Genomic DNA, 16446 nt, shown 5'->3' on the forward strand with positions numbered 1-16446 from the left:
CCGAACACGGGCGTTTCTATCGGAAGTCACAGTGTTTTCGTCGCTAGTTCTTAACGAGCCGGTTGGTCACCAGCTTGTTGTCACCAGGGGGTGGACTCGGCATCCGTTCGCCCTAGGTGGTGAAGCGAAATCGGCTGCGTGGGGATCGGGTGCAATCCCGTATGTGAAGACGCGTCGCCTGGAAACGACACGCTCTTTATCTCAAACACATGCGCACTGGCCGCTCGGAAGCAAGGGTAGATGCGAGCAAAAACCAGTCGCGCAGGCATAGGTAGCCATTTTACAAATAATTAGCAACCGAATCTGCAACTTCGCAGGGCAATTATTGTCGCCCCGCCACAGTCCTGTCGCCAATCAGGCACAAAGCGCTTTTCCACCGGATGCCGTTCCATCGCGCATACGAGCGGAAAGAGGTAAACAGAATTTAGTTAAGCGGATGTTAAGTGCACACAATAAAACCGCTTCCGGAGCCCTGTAGCTCGCCCAGTCGTCAAAAGCGGCACCTGAACGGTTAATACGGTATGACGAACCGCACCCTCCGGCACGGGAAAGCCGCGGGATGCCCCTAGAAGCCCATGAGCCGCAACCAGTCGGCGCAGCGCGCCGGCCACGTGGCCAGGATGGGGTCGTTCGGCGCCAGGCCGAAGCCGTGGGGCCCCTTCGCGTAGACGTGCATCTCCGCCGGCACGCCGGCGCGACGGAGCGCCTCGTAAAACGCCAGGCTGTTCTCGACCGGCACCGCGGTATCGGTGGTCGTGTGCATCAAAAAGGTGGGCGGTGTTTCCGCCGTAACCTGCCACTCGCTCGACATTTCCGCCACAAGCGCGGGATCGGGGTCCTCGCCGAGCAGGTTGCGCCGCGACCCCCGGTGCGTCATCGGCTCGATCATGGTGATGACCGGGTACACGAGGATCATGAAGTCGGGGCGCGCGCTCTGGGTGTCGATGGCGTCGGTCTTGATCTCGTCGTCCCAGTCGAAGTGGACACCCGTGCTCGAGGCGAGGTGGCCGCCGGCCGAAAATCCGATGATGCCCACCTTCGCGGGATCGACCCCCCACTCGCCGGCCCGGGCGCGGACCGTCCGGATGGCGCGCTGCGCGTCGCGCAGCGGCGTCGGATGCGCATACCCGGGCGCGTGCCGGTACCGGACGACAAACGCCGCAATGCCGAGGCTGTTGAGCCACTCGGCCACCTGCCGGCCCTCGTGATCCACCGCCAGATGCCCGTAGCCGCCACCCGGCAGCACGACGACCCCCGTCCCGGTGCCGCCCCCCGCCGGCAGATAGACGGTCATCGACGGCTTGTCCGCCTCCGCGTCTCCGAGCGCACCCGGTGCCCCGTTAGCCCACAGATAGAAAAACGCGGTGGAGTCGGGCGATGCCGCCGCATCGCGATGCGACATGAAGAGGGCAACAGCCAGGATGATGACGGCATCCCACCGGATCGCGCAGTTTTTCACAACATCACCTCGTACGATTTTCAGGATACCTTAAACCTCGAACCTTAATCCTAAAACCCTTCCCCCCTACCGCTCGACGCGCCCGGAGCCCGACCCCCTGGCCAGTTTCCTGACCTCGTCGGCGCTGACGAGATTAAAATCGCCCGGGATGGTCTGTTTCAGACAGGACGCCGCGACAGCGAACTCGAGCGCGTCGCGGGTATCCGACTCCGTCAGCAGCCCGTAGATCAGGCCGCTCGCAAAACTGTCGCCCCCGCCGACGCGGTCGACGATCTGGATATCGTACCGCTTGGAGCGCTGGGGCGTCTTGCAGTCCCGGTCGTCGAGCATCATCGCGCTCCATCCGTTGTGAGACGCCGAGAAGCTCTCGCGCAGGGTGATGGCCACGGTGCTGAAGCCGTAGGTATCCTTGAGCGTCCTGGCGACGCGCTCGTAGCCGGCCTCGTCGATCGCGCCGGCTTCCACGTCCGTATGCCCTGCCTTGAGCCCGAGGCTGCGTTCCGCATCTTCCTCGTTCGCGATGCAGACGTCGACATAATCCATCAGCGGCACCATCACGGCCTGCGCCTCCTCCGTCGTCCACAGCTTGGCGCGGAAGTTCAGGTCGCAGCTGATCGTCACCCCGGCCGCGCGGGCCGCCTTGCAGGCGGCGACGATGCACGCCTGGGCTTTTTTGCCCAGCGCCGGCGTGATGCCCGTCCAGTGAAACCAGCGGGCGCCGGCAAACACGCGGTCCCAATCCACCTCCCCCGGCTCCATCTCGCTCACGGCCGAATGCGCCCGGTCGTAGATGACTTTCGACGGGCGCTGGCTGGCGCCGGTCTCCAGAAAATAGACGCCCACCCGCTCGCCGCCGCGGACGATAAAATCGTCCTTCACGCCGAACCGGCGCAGGTGGTTCACCGCCGACTGCCCGATCTCGTGCTTCGGCAGTTTGGTGACGTAGTAGCTCTCCAGCCCGAAGCCGGCGAGCGCGGCGGAGACGTTCGCTTCGCCCCCGCCGTACACGGCCTCAAAGGTGTCCGCCTGCACGAACCGGGTGAACCCCGGTGTGGTGAGACGGAGCATGATTTCTCCAAAGGTGACGACTTTCATCACGGGTTACGGGTTACGGGTTGCAGGTTGCGGGCTTCAGGAGCGGGCGCGGGCGATGGTGTCCAGCAGGACCCTGGCGTTTTCCGTCAGCACGGCGTAACGGCCTTCGGCGATGGCCTTGGTGTCCAGCAGGGCGCTCCCGATGCCGACGGCGCAAGCGCCGGCCTTCAGCCAGTCGCCGGCGTTCGTCAGCGTCACGCCGCCGGTGGGCATGAGCTGGAGATGCGGCATCGGGGCCTTGACGGCCTTAAAAAACGGCATTCCGAGGACGTCCGCCGGAAACACCTTCACGACGTCCGCGCCGGCCTCGTGGGCGGCGAGGATCTCCGTGGGCGTAAAACACCCCGGCATCGCAGGCAGATCGTACCGGTGGGCGGTCTCGACGATCTCCGGCTTGAACACCGGGCAAACGACGTAGCGCGCGCCGGCGTTGATCGCCATCCGCGCCGTCATCGCATCCAGGACGGAGCCGACGCCGAGCACAATCTCGTCCCCCATCGCGCGGGCGGTCGACTCGATGATTTCGAGGGCGCGCGGCACGGTCATCGTCACTTCGATGGCCGACATCCCGCCCTCCTTGAGGGCTTCGATGATATACTTCAACCGGTCCGGGTTGTCGGCGCGAACGACGGCGACAGCGCCTTCGGCCACGATGCGTTGTACGATAGCAGAACGAGACATGGGGCGTTAGTGCAAATTGTAAAATGAAAAAGGCAAAATACGCTGTATTTCGATCAAGACCATGGCCGTCGGCCGGGTTTGGTGACCGTTATATGAGCCGTAGGTCGGGTTTGGTGACCGTCATGTGAGCCGTAGGTCGGGTTAGGTGACCGTCGCGTGAGCGCAGTAGGTCGGGTTAGGTGACCGTCGCGTGAGCGCAGTAGGTCGGGTGGTGACCGTCGCGTGAGCGCGGCGAACCCGACGGTCACCGTTGACATCCCATAACCCGACGGTCACCGTAACCCGGCATCCCCACATAACCCGACGGTCACCGTAACCCGACATCCCACATAACCCGACGGTCACCGTAACCCGACATCCCCACATAACCCGACGGTCACCGTAACCCGACATCCCCACATAACCCGGCGTTCACCGTAACCCGACACCCCCACATAACCCAATGGCGCAACCCCACACCACGAACCCGAATCACGCCAGCGATTCCATAACCGCGCGCGGACCAACCTCCTCGATCTTAACGAGAAATCCGGCGACCGTCTCGGAAAAGCCGGCGAATTGATTCAAGTCCATCCCCCAGAACGCGTCGTGGCCGGCGACGCGGCGCACGAGCGCCTCCAGATCGCCGGCATCCTGCCAGAGCGCATGGAAGTAGCCGGCCTGGGCGTCGTTGATCGGGTAGTCCGACCCGTTGCGCGTTCCGTACCGGGTGCCGTCCCGCTCTCCTGTGGCCCGCATGAAAAGCAGGTAGGCCGCAAACCCGAAGCAGATCCGCCGGGGGAGCGCCCCGCGCTTCTCGTAGTAGCGTTGTAGCGAGGGCACAAGCCGCATCCGCCATTTGGACGTCGACTGGAACGTGATGTCGATCAGCTGGTGGCGGAGGTACGGATTGCTGAACCGGTCGATGACGTCGCGCGCAAACGCGTCGCCCCCGTCCACGTCGAGGCTCGGGACGATTTCTTCCATCATGACGTCGTGCACGAAGCCGCGAACCACGGGGTCGTCCATCATCTCCACGACGGTCGAGAAGCCGGCCAGAAACGCCGCCGGCACGCTGACGGTATGCCCGCCATTCAGGATGCGCACCTTGCGCTCCCGAAACGGGGTGATGTCGTCGGTGAGGACGACGCCCGGATCGGCGGCGGCAAACCGAAGGCGGGGTCGCGCCTCTGCCGGCGCCTCGATGGCCCAGAGCCGATACACCTCGGCGCTGGTGAGCATGGCATCCCGATATCCCAGGCGCGCCTCCACCTCCCCGTGCGCGGCCCCGCGAGGGATGCCGGGCGCGATCCGATCCACCAGCGTATTGCAAAACGGCACGGCCCGTTCGACCCAGTCCGCAAAACTCGTCCCGAGCCCCCACCGCTCCGCCAGTTGCAGCACGATGGCCTTGAGCGTGGCGCCATTCTGCTCGATCAGCTCGCACGGCAGCACGACGAGGCCCCGGTCACGGTCGAAGTCGAATGCACGGCCGCGTTCGTACAAAAATGCGGTGAGTTTTCCCGGGAAGGAGCGGGGAGCCATGGGGCCAGGTCGGTCGTCGGGGTCGAACACGATGCCTACTTCCGTCGTGTTCGATATCACGAGGTCGAGCGCCGGATTGTGGGCGCACGCCAGCACATCCACCCAGTGTTCGGAGGCCGACAGCGCGCGGCTGATGGACGAGACGACGGTAAACGTCTCGACCGGCCGGCCGTCCTGCAGCCCCTGCACCCGCAGGGTATAGAGCCCGCCCTGTTCGCCGAGCGTCTCCGAGCGGCCGCTGGGCGTGGTGCCCACCATGACAACCCGCCCGTCATACTGGCCGCTCCGGTTCGCCGCGTCGATAAAATAGTCGGCGAAGGCGCGCAAAAAACTGCCCGTCCCGAATTGCAGGACGCGTTCCGGCAGCGCCAGCAGCGCCGGCGGCGGAATCAGCAGGTACTGCCGATCCCCAAAGGCTGGGTCGGACAACAGGCGGGGGGTCAGTACAGGTAACTCCATGATCAGAATCCAAACAGCGAGGGCAACCAGAGGCTGATCGCCGGAATGTACGTCACGAGCAGCAGGGCCACGACCATGGCGACGAACATGGGCAGCAACGGCCTGATCACCTTTGCGATCGTCGTCTGCGCCACGCCGACGCCCACGAACAGCACGCTGCCCACGGGCGGGGTGCAGAGGCCCACGCAGAGGTTGAGCACCATGATGATCCCGAAGTGGATGGGGTCGATCCCGATACGGGTGGCGATGGGCAGGAATATCGGCGTAAAGATGAGCACGGCCGGCGTCATGTCCATGAAGGTGCCCACCGCCAGCAAGATCATATTGATGATCAGGAGGATGATCACCGGGTTGTCGGTCAGGGCGACCAGCGAGGCCGTCACATTCTGGGGGATGTTTTCGAACGCCATGATCCACGACATCCCGATCGACGTCCCGATGAGCAGCATCACGATGCCCGTCGTCGCGGCGCTATCCACAAAGATCTTTGGGAGATCGGACACGCTGATTTCCCGATACGCGAAGCCCAGCACGAGGGCGTAGAGCACCGCGACCGCCGCCGCTTCCGTGGCCGTGAACACGCCGCCGATGATGCCGCCGATGACGACCACGATGAGCAGCAGACTGGGCAGGGCTTCCCACAACTTGCGGAACACCATCGCGATGGGCGTGCGCTCGGAGACCGGGTATTTCTTGCGGACCGCAAACACGGCCGCGACGAGCATCAGCCCGAGCCCCACCAGGATGCCCGGCAGGTAGCCGGCCAGAAACAGCGCCGCGATCGACACCCCGCCGCTCGCCAGCGAGTAGACGATGAGCACGTTGCTCGGCGGAATCAGCAAGCCGGTTGTGGCCGATGTGATGTTGATCGCCGCGCTGAATTCACGATCGTAGCCCTCCTCCTCCATCCGGGGCCCCAGCACCCCACCGATGGCCGACACCGCCGCCACGGCCGATCCGGAGATGGCCCCGAACAGCATGGCGGCAACGATATTGACGTGCGCGAGTCCGCCCGGCAGCGTACCGAGGAGCGCCTTGGCAAAATCGATCAGCCGGCGCGCCAGACCGCCCCGGTTCATGAGCTGGCCGGCGAGGACAAAAAACGGAATCGCCAGCAGCGCGAAGCTGTTCAGCCCCGTCGCCATGCGCTGCGCCATCGTCGTGAGCGAGGGATCGGTCTGGATCGCCATCAGCATCGTGGCGACCGTCGACAGCCCGATCGAGTAGGCGATCGGCACGCCGAGCCCCAGCAGGATCACAAACGTGAGCGACAGCACGAGCACTTCCGTCCATTCCATGGCGGTTTCAGTCTACGTTCAGGGATGACGGATCCACGGCCGACTCCGGCGCCAGCGGCGGCTTGCCCGACAGCGCGCGGAAGGTGTCCACCAGCGCGAGCACGGTATAAAAGGCGATGAGCAGCCCGCTCAGCGGGAGCACGAGGTAGATGTAGCCGAGGGGCATCGGCAGCGCGGCCGCCATCTGCCCCAGAAAGAGGGTCACCCACACCAGCCGTGCGCCGCCGTAGATCATGACGGCGACCACGAACAGGAGCACCAGGCTGTAAATGAGCACGTCCAGGTACAGCCGCGAGGCGCCTTTCAACTTCGTGGGCAGCAGATCCACCGCGAGATGCATGTGCCGGCCCGACGCGTAGGCCGCCCCCAGCAACCCCACCCAGATCAGCAGAAACCGGGCGAGCTCCTCCGTGAACGAACTGGGCGCCCCGAGCACGTAGCGCGAAAACACCTGCCAGAGCACATCGACGACCAGGAGGCCCAGCAGGGCGACGAGGAGGCCGGCGAGCACCCGGTCTATGGCGAGTTTGAGTTTCTGCATGGTGCGTGGGTGGGTATGGGGGTGTGGGAGTACGGGGGTGTGGAGATGTGGGGGGTGAGAGTAGAGGTACCTTTTTACTCCCAAACTCCCATACTCTAATACTCCCACACCGCTATCACGGCGTGGCCTGGATGCGTTTAATGAGATCGTAGACGACGGGCTCCTGCCGGAACGATTCGTAGATCGGCTGCACGGATTCCACGAACGGCGCCTTGTCGGGCCGGATGATTTCGACGCCGTTTTTGGCCAGCTCGGCCAGGGCCTCGTCGCTGGCTTCCTGCCAGAGCTTTTTCTGGTACTGCGCCGATTCGTCGGCCGCCGCCTGGAGCCAGGCCTGCTCCTGCGGCGTGAGCGTCTCCCAGACGATCGTGCTGATCAGCAGCACATCGGGGATGGTGGTGTGCTCATCGAGCGAATAATACTTGCAGACCTCGTAGTGGCGGGCGGTGAAAAACGAGGGGGGATTGTTCTCGGCGCCGTCGACGACGCCTTGCTGCAGGGCGGTGTAGAGCTCCCCCCACGAGATGGGCGTGGCCGATCCGCCCATGGCGTTCACCATGTCGACCTGCGTCTTGCTTTCGAGCGTGCGCACCTTCAGGCCGGCCAGATCCGCCGGCGACGCGATGGCGCGCGGCTTGGTGTAGAAGCTACGGCTGCCGGCGTCGTAGTAGGCGAGTCCGCGGAGCCAGTACGTCTGGCTCGCCAGCAGCAGCTCCTTGCCAATCTCGCCCTCCAGGACGCGGAAGTGGTGGTCCCGGTCGCGAAACAGATAGGGCACACTGAAGGCCTTGTATTCGGGGGCAAAACTCTCCAGCACCGCCGCGGTCACCTTCGTCATGCCGAGGCTCCCGAGCTGCAGGAGTTCGAGCAGTTCGCGTTCGGTGCCGAGCTGCTGGCTCGGGTAGATGTCGATGCGCATCTTGCCGTCCGACAGCGCGGCCACCCGTTCCGCCATGAACTCCATCCCCTTGTGGACGGGATGCGAGGGATCGAGCCCGTGCCCCAGCTTGACCACCGTGACATCGCTCTGGACCCCGCATCCGAGCAGACCGGCGAACAGAAAAAAGAGCAGCAGGCGTGGCACGAGGAGCGCGCGTGGCATCGTGTCGAGGTGGGATGATGGGTTGGGGCTGAAGTTTAATCGTTTAAGGGGTAAGGTTCAATGTTCGAGGCGCTCTTAAGCTAAGTTCCGTCTCCCGAGCCTTGAACCTTGACCCCCAAACCTTGAACCTACAATCGATACGTCTCCTTCACCAGATCGTAGGCCAGGGCGCGGGCGATGCGGCGGGCGTCGGACAGGTCGATGATGTGGCGGGCGACCTGGTCGGCGAGGACGTTGGCGTCGACGCGCCGGCTGAGGTCGTGCCGGGCCGGGATGGAGGGGAAGGCGCGGGTGTCGTCGTTGAAGCCGGCGGTATTGTAGTAGCCGGCGGTTTCGGTGACGAGCTGGCGGTAGCGCGTCATGCCCTCGATGCTGTCGTAGAACCACCACGCCGGCCCGAGGCGCAGCGCCGGGTAGTGGCCGGCGAGCGGGGCGAGTTCGCGGGAATAGGTGGTCTCGTCGAGCGTAAAGAGCACGACGGTGAGGCGGGGGTCGCTGCCATAGGCGTTGAGGAGCGCGTGCAGGTTGCGCGTGTATTCGGTCGCGACCGGGATGTCGCACCCCTTGTCCGGCCCGAAACGGTCAGCCACGGCCTGGTGGTGGTTGCGAAAGGATCCGGGGTGGATCTGCATGACCATGCCGTCTTCGATGCTCATCCGGGCCATCTCCATGAGCATGTGCGCCTGGAAGTGGTAGGCGTCGGTCTCGTCGGCCTGGCCGGCGAGCGCCTTCTGGAAGAGCCGCTCCGCCTCGGCGGGCGTCAGCGCGTGGGTATAGGGCTCGACGACGGCATGATCGGTCGACACCGCCCCCATTTCCTTGAAAAACGCCCGTCGTTCTTCCAGCGCCCGGATGAATGCCGGATAGCCGCCGATCTCGAACCCGCACGCGCCGGCGAGCAGTTCGATCTGCGCCCGCCAGTCGGGCGCGGCGATGCGCATCACCGCGTCGGGGCGAAAGCACGGAATGACCCGGGCGTTCCAGTCCGAATCCCGGATCGCCCGATGGTGGCGCAGGTCGTCCGACGCGGCGTCGGTGGTCGTGAGCACCTCGATATTGAACCGGTCGAACAGCGCGCGCGGCCGGAACGCCGGCGTGCGGAGCTGGTCGGCGATCTGATCGTAGATCGCCATCGCCGAGTCGCTGTCGAGCTTGTGCCGCACGCCAAAGACGTGGTACAACTCGTGGTTGAGCCAGGCGCCCGTCGGGGTGCCGGCAAAGAGGTACGCATGATCCGCGAACCGCTGCCAGATCGCCCGCGGGTTGGTCTCGACCGGCGTCCCGTCGCGCGTGGGGACGCCGAGATCTTCCATCCGTACGCCGCGCGAGTACAGCATCCGGAAGATGTAGTGATCGGGGACGATGATCAGCGACGCCGGCTCGGGGAACGGCTCGTCCTCCGCCAGGATACGCGGATCGACATGCCCGTGAGGCCCTACGATGGGGAGGTCACGTACCTCCGCGTAGAGCTCTCTCGCGATGGCGCGGCGCGTCGGATCGGGATCGAAGAACCGGTCTTCGTGCAATATCAAGGGCGACATGACGTTGGGGATTGTACGTTCCACAGAGTACTTTAGGCCACAGAGTACTTTAGGCCACAGAGTACTTTAGGCCACAGCGTACTTTAGGCGATGGAGTACTTTAGGCGATCAGCCTGTAAACTAGGGCACATCCAGCACATAAAACCCTCGGAACGATGCGCTTTCTTTTAATCTTGACCGCCCTCGCCCTTTTCAGCGACGCGTCCGCGCAGGACGCCGGCTGGACGTCCCTGTTCAACGGACGCGACCTCGACAACTGGGTCCAGCGGAACGGCACCGCAACCTACCGGATCGAGGACGGCGCCATCGTCGGGGTGTCGGTCCAGAACACACCCAACAGCTTCCTCTGCACGCGGGAGACGTACGGCGACTTCATCCTCGAATTCGAGGTGCAGATCGATCCGCTCCTCAACTCCGGCGTGCAGATCCGCAGCGAGAGCTACGAGGCCTACCAGAACGGGCGCGTCCACGGCTACCAGATCGAGCTCGACCCCAGCCCGCGCGCCTGGACGGCCGGCATCTACGACGAGGCGCGCCGCGGCTGGCTGTACAGCCTCACCCGCAACGAACCGGCGCAGCGCGCCTTCAAGCAGGGCACCTGGAACGCCATCCGCATCGAAGCCATCGGTTCGACGATCCGGACCTGGATCAACGGCGTCCAGGCGGCGCACGTCGTGGACGACCTGACGCCGGCGGGGTTCATCGCCCTCCAGGTCCACCAGATCGGGAGCGCCGAGCAGGCCGGCAAGACGATCCGCTGGCGCAACATCCGCATCAAAACCGACCACCTCGCCGCCGCCTCGTGGCCTTCCGACCCGACGGTGCCGGCGTTCAGCTATCTCGCCAACACCCTCACCGACGACGAGGCGCGCAAGGGATGGCGGCTGCTCTGGGACGGCGAGACGACGGCCGGCTGGCGCAGCGCCGGCGGCGACGCGTTCCCGGCGGCGGGCTGGGCGTTCGATGACGGGATCCTGCGGACCACCGGCGGCGGGGGCGACCTCGTCACCGACGCTGTGTTTACCTCCTTCGAACTCGAATTCGACTTCCGGCTCGACGCGCCGGCCGCGAACAGCGGCGTCAAGTATGCCTATGGGGCGTACGAAAGCCCGGACGGCCCCGCCCAACTCGGCCTCGAATACCAGCTCATCGACGACCGCGGCTACGCGGCGGCGCACGACGGCATCCCGCCCTACGGAACGCTCGCGTCGCTGTACGACATCATCCCGGCGGGCAACGTGTCGCTCCCGGGCGGGGGCCGGCGGTTCAACGGCGTCGGCCAGTGGAACCGCGCCCGCATCGTCGTCGACGGCGACCATGGCGAGCACTGGCTGAACAATGAGCTCATCGTGGCGTTCGACCGCGACTCACCCCTGTTCGACGCCCTCGTGGGCCGCAGCAAGTTTGCGCCCTACGCCGATTTCGGCAAAAAGCCGGGCCGCATCCTGCTGCAGGATCACGGCGATCCCGCGTCGTTCCGGTCCATCAAGATCCGCGAATGGTAAACGGATGCACGTAGTAACCCCGCGATATAGCACCTGGCGATCCGGCGCGTTCTGCCTCGCCCTCCTCCTGCTCACCCACACCGCATTCTCCCAGTCCATCCACCGCTTCGATTTCGGGCCTGAGGCCTCGGAGATCGAGCCCGGCCACACCCTCGTCACGCCGGCGAGCGTCTTCGACGCCGGCCGGGGGTTCGGGTGGAGCACGCCGCCGGCCGCCGCCTTCGCGCGCCCCGACCTGTACCTGTCGCGCTCCGTCGCCACCCAGGACGGCGTGTCGGGCAACGACCTCGCGTTCGACGTCCGCGCCGCCGCCGGGGACTGGTGGGTCACCCTGTGGATGGAGGCCGGCCTGGAGGACTCGTCGACCGTGCGCATCGCGATCAACGACGAGGAGCGGCCCGCCGGCTGGCTCGCCGTGCATCCCCAGGCCGAGCCGCGTTCGGAGATCCAGGCCATCTACCGCGTCTTCCACGACCGCGTCACGCTCGACACCGACCGGTTCCGGCTGCGGCTGACGGCCGGCCAGGACTCGGTGCGCCTCCTCGCCCTCACGCTCGTCCCGGTCCAAGCGTCGACGACGCCGGAGCTGGCCGCGCGTCTCGCGGAGGCCGGCCGCTATCCGGCGAACGCGCCCATCGAGGCGCTGCTCTTCGACCTCCAGGCGCACCTGGCGACCACCCCGAATGACGCGTGGGCCGCCCAAGCGCTCATCGCATTGCAGCAGCTCTACACGGCCGAGCAACTGATCGACCTCCTCGGGTGGACGTGGGCCGACGAGATGACCGGCCTGGGCCTGAACGGTAATATCAGGCCGCGATGCCGCTCGACGCCGTCACGCCCGTCACCTCGCCCGAGGACTCGCCGCTGTTCGAGCGCGCCCGCTGGCAACGCGTCGGTCATTTACTGGCTCGCCCGGGAGCGCGGCGGGCGGCACGAAAGGGTCCGCAGCGCCGAGGACCTCGCGCTGCCGTACCGGCGCCACTCGACGACGGCGGCCTGCTCGCCATGTACAACGGGCGAGCGCATCGCGCGGACCGATGCGTGCGACGACCTGCCTATACCAATCTGGCGCCGGCATGGGCCGTCGCGCAGGTCGTGAAGCCCGCTGCCGGCTGACGGACCTCGCCCACTGGTGTCGCGGAGCGGCAGGACGAGACCGGGAACTGGGCGGCAAGCTGGATGACGACATCGAGATGCTGCGGTGGTGGGCGCCGCCGGTCCAGGCCGGCGACACGCTCACGCCAGGGCTGGAAGCGTCTGGCCGAGGCCGGTGCGTGGCAGAGCGGCCAGGTCGAGAATGGCTACGAGCCGCGTGCGCGACGTCGAGCATGCCCTCGGAACTCATCGCCGACACGGCCCCGCAGCTCGCGCTCTTCGACGACGACCCTGCACCGCGACCGCCTCCGCCCGACCGTCACGCTGTTCGACTCGTTCTGGACCGACGCAGCGACGCCGGCGCCGTTTCTTCCGGTCGGCCTGGTTCAGCGCCTCCGAAGTCGATACCTGGAGCCCAGAAACCGGGATGTGGAGATGAATACGCGGGCCGCAAAGGCCCTGCGCTACCACGCCTACCTCACCCGGATACGACCGCGATCCGCCTGCTCCACGAATGGTCGACGAGCTGGGTCAACGCGGCGATGCGCACCGACAAGGGCAAGCCGGCCGGACTCATCCCCGCCTCCGTCCGTTTCCCGGACGAGGCGATCAACGGCGACGGCGCGACCTGGCACGAGGCCGGCATGTTGTGGGATTATTACGACCGGCGCCACAGCGCCGGCAGCATGATGCTCGACCAGCTGTATTTCACCTACACCCTGACCCGCGACGATCGCATGCTGGCCCCGATGAAGGCCGCGCTCGATCTGGTGGCCCGCCATCGAAACGAGCCGGCGGCGGACCAGCTGCCGGCGGGCACAGCGCGCCTGGGCCGCCGCCGTGTTGCGCGCGTCGAGCGCCTTCTGGAGCGTGGTCGAGACGTGGCGCCTGCAGACCGGCGATACGACCCATGACGCGTTGATCCTCGCCTACGGTACCCCTATGTACCCGGTACCGCATCACCGGCGACGCGCGTCATCTCGTGGCCGGCCTGATCGATGTGTTTCCGATGTGGTTCGTTTCAACACGCCGCTGCTCACCGACCAGGCGCTCCACACCGACCGCGTCTACGTCGCCAGGCCGAACACCCCCGGCGCGGCGCATCTGGCTGCAATGTTGACCGGCGACGGCACGCCCGGAGGGATGACGCCCTACCCCGTCGTCGCCTATTCCCAGCTGAACAAGACCACGGCGGCCCTGGTGACGGACAGCGCCGCGCGCTCGGCGTCGATCTTCACGAACTGACGACCGAACGTGAACTCGTCGAGTTTCGCCTCTGGCACCTGTCGCCGGGCGACTACCGGCTGCGGTGGCTGAGCGCGACAAGGAACTCCGGGACCCGACCTCCACTGCCGCCCGACGCGGCCAGCGCCTCCCTGCTATCCATCCCGGGGCAGACGCTGACGCGGATAGAAATCGAGCCAAAAAACTGACCTGCCGGCCGGCTCATCCTGTGATTCGTAGGCCGTTCGGATCCATGCGATCAACCCGCATCGACCTCGCCGGCGTCGGTGAGCTTCACCTTGTAGTTGCACATCTGCCCTGCCGGCAGCGCCTGAAGCTGCTCGGTGGGGCCGATGCCCTTTCATATTGAGGCCGACTTCCACACGGGTGTTCGTGGCCGGGCCGATCATCGCAAACTGCTTTTGCGCCGGTAGCCACGTACGTCTTTTTCGGCGCCTCCTCGTAATCCTGGTGTCGCGCAGCGTCTCGAGCAGGCGGTCGTGGATGGGCCGGAGCGCCGCTTTCGGCCCAGTATAGAGGCCATCGAGTACGTCGTCCGTCGAAAGTCCCGGCGCCGGGGTGACGCCTCGCCCATCGGACTGGCGCGCGACGTGACGAGCAGATTTGCGTCGCCGTGCCCCATGCCCAGCGCCGTTTTGAGCATCGCGACCAGTTCACCGTGTTTGGTCAGGCCGCTCGCCTGGACGATGGCCTTGAGTTCTTCGAGCGACTCTACCGCTTCTGCTGGAGGCTGGCCAGCTGGGTGGCCACGGCCTTGTCGAGATCTGGCATGCGCGTAGGGTCCTGCGTGACAAAACTGTTTCGCCATGTGGACGAACTGATCTTACGCACTCTTGGCCACCGGTCATTCGATGCAGGATAAAGGGATACAGGATCCCATAACCAGCTAAGGGCCGTGGGACGATCCTGCATCGTGCATCCCGTATCCTGATATCGCTTCGATCGCTTTTTACCGTCGTGCCTAACGTCAGCATTTAAGTTCGTTTCGCGCCGGACGGCCACCCCTCCTACCCACCACTGGTCTGACGACTAGCCCCCCACCGAGCATGAACAAGCTCATCGAAGCGATCACCGCCTTCCTCGTGCGGCCCTTCCGCCCCGACCCGACCATCGTATTGCATGAAGTAAACAGCGCGCGCAGCAGCATGGGTCTTCCCGAGCTCGCCACGCTGCCCGCCGGCTCGAAGGGCAACGCCAAAGACTGCCCCCTGGCCGTGGCACTCGGCGGGTTCGTCGGCGTCGACGGCATCTGCTTCGAATCGCCTTCGATGGCCGACCGCGTCGCCCGCGTGCGGTGGACCGGCGTGCGCCATATGAGCGCCAGCCGGCACGTCGTCACCTCCTAACATCCCCAGCACTTCGTACGCGATTCGATCTCGGCGCCTACGGCCGCCTCGCCGCCTGATCCGGGTTGCATTTCGTTACGCCGGCAGGCTAACATACGGCTCGATTGTCCGGGTCCCTTCGGTCCGAGCCCCATGCGCACCTCCTCGCCGTCTACCTCCCGCTCTGTCTCCTCGCCGCCTGCGCGCCCGCGCCGGAACCGCCCCCGAATATCGTCCTCATCCTGGCCGATGACCTGGGATACGGCGACCCGGGCGTGTACAACCCGGCGTCCAAAATCCCCACCCCGAACATCGACCGGCTCGCCGCCGAGGGCATCCGGTTCACCGACGCCCACTCCCCCTCCGCGGTATGCACCCCCACCCGGTACGGCATCCTTACGGGCCGCTACAGCTGGCGATCCTGTCTGAAAAAAGCGGCGTGCTCAACGGCTATTCGTCCAACCTGATCGACACCGCGCGCACGACGCTCGCTTCGATGCTGCAGGACCGGGGCTATACGACGGCCGCCGTCGGTAAATGGCACCTGGGTCTGGGGACGCAAGAACCGGTCGATTACAGCCAACCGCTGGCCCCCGGTCCGCTCGCCCACGGGTTCGATTACTTCTTCGGGATCCCGGCGTCGCTGGACATGGAGCCCTACGTCTTTATCGCGGACGACCGGGTCCTCGCGGCCCCGACCGATTCGGTGGGGCCGAGCGGGTATCAATACGGCGGCCCGTACTGGCGCGCCGGCGCCATCGCGCCCGGCTTCCGGCACATCGACGTCCATCCCCGGCTGACCGAAGAGGCCGTCGCCTTCATCGAAGCGCAGACCGGCGACCCATTTTTCCTCTACCTTCCCTCGCTTCCCCCATACCCCGTGGCTGCCTACGGAAGCCTACAAGGAAAAAAGCCGTGCCGGCGACTACGGCGATTTTACGACGATGGTCGACGCCACCGTGGGCGACGTGCTCGACGCGCTCGAACGGGCCAGCGCGAACAGCACGCTCGTACTCTTCGCCAGCGACAACGGCTCGTTCTGATCCAGGCCGATCGGGAACGCTACGACCACAAGTCGAACTCGACTGGCGGGGCATGAAGGCCGACATCTGGGAAGCCGGGTCGCATCCCCTTCATCGCCCGGCGTGGCCCGGCGTCATCCCCGAGGCCGCGTATCCGACCAGTTGATGACGTTGACGGAGTCATGGCGACCAGCGGCCGCCGCCACCGGGACCGACTGTCCGACGACGCCGCGGAGGACAGTTTCGACCTGATTGTTCTGCGTGGCGACGCCGCCACCTCGGCGCGCACGTCCGCCATCCACCATTCCTCCGAGGGCGTCTTCGCCATTCGCCAGGGCCCGTGGAAGCTGATCGAAGGACTCGGCTCCGGCGGATTCAGCGCCCCGAAATTCGAGACGCCCGTCCCGGGCGGCCCCACGGGCCAGCTGTATAACCTGGACGAGGACCTCGGCGAGACGCGCAACCGCTACCTCGACGAGCCGGCGACCGTCGCTCCCGGCTCCAGGCCCTGCTGGACGCCCAGCGAGAGGCCGGCCGGATCGCGCTGACGCGGA

16 protein-coding genes are annotated in these 16446 nt (G+C 65.8%); 8 read left to right on the forward strand and 8 right to left on the reverse strand.

Going from position 1 to position 16446, the window contains the following annotated elements:
* Positions 1–565: 565 nt before the first annotated feature.
* From R2834_11290 to uxaC, 8 genes are all read right to left on the reverse strand, one after another.
* On the reverse strand, positions 566–1459 hold the full coding sequence (locus R2834_11290; GenBank protein ID MEZ4700906.1) for an alpha/beta hydrolase: 894 nt from the start codon (positions 1457–1459) through the stop codon (positions 566–568).
* Positions 1460–1525: 66 nt separating this feature from the next.
* The gene (locus R2834_11295; protein MEZ4700907.1) at positions 1526–2554 is read right to left on the reverse strand and encodes a sugar kinase; all 1029 of its coding nucleotides are present in this window, start codon (positions 2552–2554) and stop codon (positions 1526–1528) included.
* 36 nt (positions 2555–2590) lie between these two features.
* Positions 2591–3235, reverse strand: a complete 645-nt coding sequence (gene eda, locus R2834_11300; GenBank protein MEZ4700908.1) for a bifunctional 4-hydroxy-2-oxoglutarate aldolase/2-dehydro-3-deoxy-phosphogluconate aldolase — start codon at positions 3233–3235, stop codon at positions 2591–2593.
* A gap of 471 nt (positions 3236–3706) precedes the next feature.
* The gene (locus R2834_11305) at positions 3707–5188 is read right to left on the reverse strand and encodes a tagaturonate reductase (GenBank protein ID MEZ4700909.1); all 1482 of its coding nucleotides are present in this window, start codon (positions 5186–5188) and stop codon (positions 3707–3709) included.
* Between the two features lie 32 nt (positions 5189–5220).
* Positions 5221–6516 (reverse strand): TRAP transporter large permease, encoded by a 1296-nt coding sequence (locus tag R2834_11310; GenBank protein ID MEZ4700910.1) that lies wholly within the window; start codon positions 6514–6516, stop codon positions 5221–5223.
* 7 nt (positions 6517–6523) lie between these two features.
* Positions 6524–7057, reverse strand: a complete 534-nt coding sequence (locus tag R2834_11315; protein ID MEZ4700911.1) for a TRAP transporter small permease — start codon at positions 7055–7057, stop codon at positions 6524–6526.
* Between the two features lie 115 nt (positions 7058–7172).
* A complete protein-coding gene (locus R2834_11320; GenBank protein MEZ4700912.1) occupies positions 7173–8159 on the reverse strand; it encodes a TRAP transporter substrate-binding protein in 987 nt (328 codons plus the stop codon).
* A gap of 128 nt (positions 8160–8287) precedes the next feature.
* On the reverse strand, positions 8288–9700 hold the full coding sequence (uxaC, locus tag R2834_11325; protein MEZ4700913.1) for a glucuronate isomerase: 1413 nt from the start codon (positions 9698–9700) through the stop codon (positions 8288–8290).
* Between the two features lie 155 nt (positions 9701–9855).
* Here uxaC and R2834_11330 point away from each other — a divergent pair, with 155 nt between their 5' ends.
* From R2834_11330 to R2834_11365, 8 genes are all read left to right on the forward strand, one after another.
* Positions 9856–11205, forward strand: coding sequence for a DUF1080 domain-containing protein (locus tag R2834_11330; GenBank protein ID MEZ4700914.1), 1350 nt, complete (start codon positions 9856–9858; stop codon positions 11203–11205).
* Between the two features lie 4 nt (positions 11206–11209).
* Entirely contained in the window at positions 11210–12304 is a 1095-nt protein-coding gene (locus tag R2834_11335) for a hypothetical protein (GenBank protein MEZ4700915.1), read from the forward strand.
* The gene (locus R2834_11340) at positions 12282–13214 is read left to right on the forward strand and encodes a hypothetical protein (protein MEZ4700916.1); all 933 of its coding nucleotides are present in this window, start codon (positions 12282–12284) and stop codon (positions 13212–13214) included. The genes R2834_11335 and R2834_11340 overlap by 23 nt, the downstream gene beginning before the upstream one ends.
* 97 nt (positions 13215–13311) lie before the next feature.
* Positions 13312–13545 (forward strand): hypothetical protein, encoded by a 234-nt coding sequence (locus R2834_11345; protein MEZ4700917.1) that lies wholly within the window; start codon positions 13312–13314, stop codon positions 13543–13545.
* Between the two features lie 1046 nt (positions 13546–14591).
* Positions 14592–14891, forward strand: coding sequence for a hypothetical protein (locus R2834_11350; protein MEZ4700918.1), 300 nt, complete (start codon positions 14592–14594; stop codon positions 14889–14891).
* Between the two features lie 104 nt (positions 14892–14995).
* Positions 14996–15337: a sulfatase-like hydrolase/transferase gene (locus R2834_11355; protein ID MEZ4700919.1), complete on the forward strand. Its 342-nt coding sequence runs from the start codon at positions 14996–14998 to the stop codon at positions 15335–15337.
* Positions 15310–15969 (forward strand): sulfatase-like hydrolase/transferase, encoded by a 660-nt coding sequence (locus R2834_11360; protein MEZ4700920.1) that lies wholly within the window; start codon positions 15310–15312, stop codon positions 15967–15969. Before R2834_11355 ends, R2834_11360 begins: the two co-directional genes overlap by 28 nt.
* 105 nt (positions 15970–16074) lie before the next feature.
* Positions 16075–16440: a hypothetical protein gene (locus R2834_11365; protein ID MEZ4700921.1), complete on the forward strand. Its 366-nt coding sequence runs from the start codon at positions 16075–16077 to the stop codon at positions 16438–16440.
* The last annotated feature ends 6 nt before the right edge of the window (positions 16441–16446 follow it).

The sequence above is a fragment of the Rhodothermales bacterium genome (genome assembly GCA_041391505.1).
GTDB lineage: Bacteria > Bacteroidota > Rhodothermia > Rhodothermales > JAHQVL01 > JAWKNW01.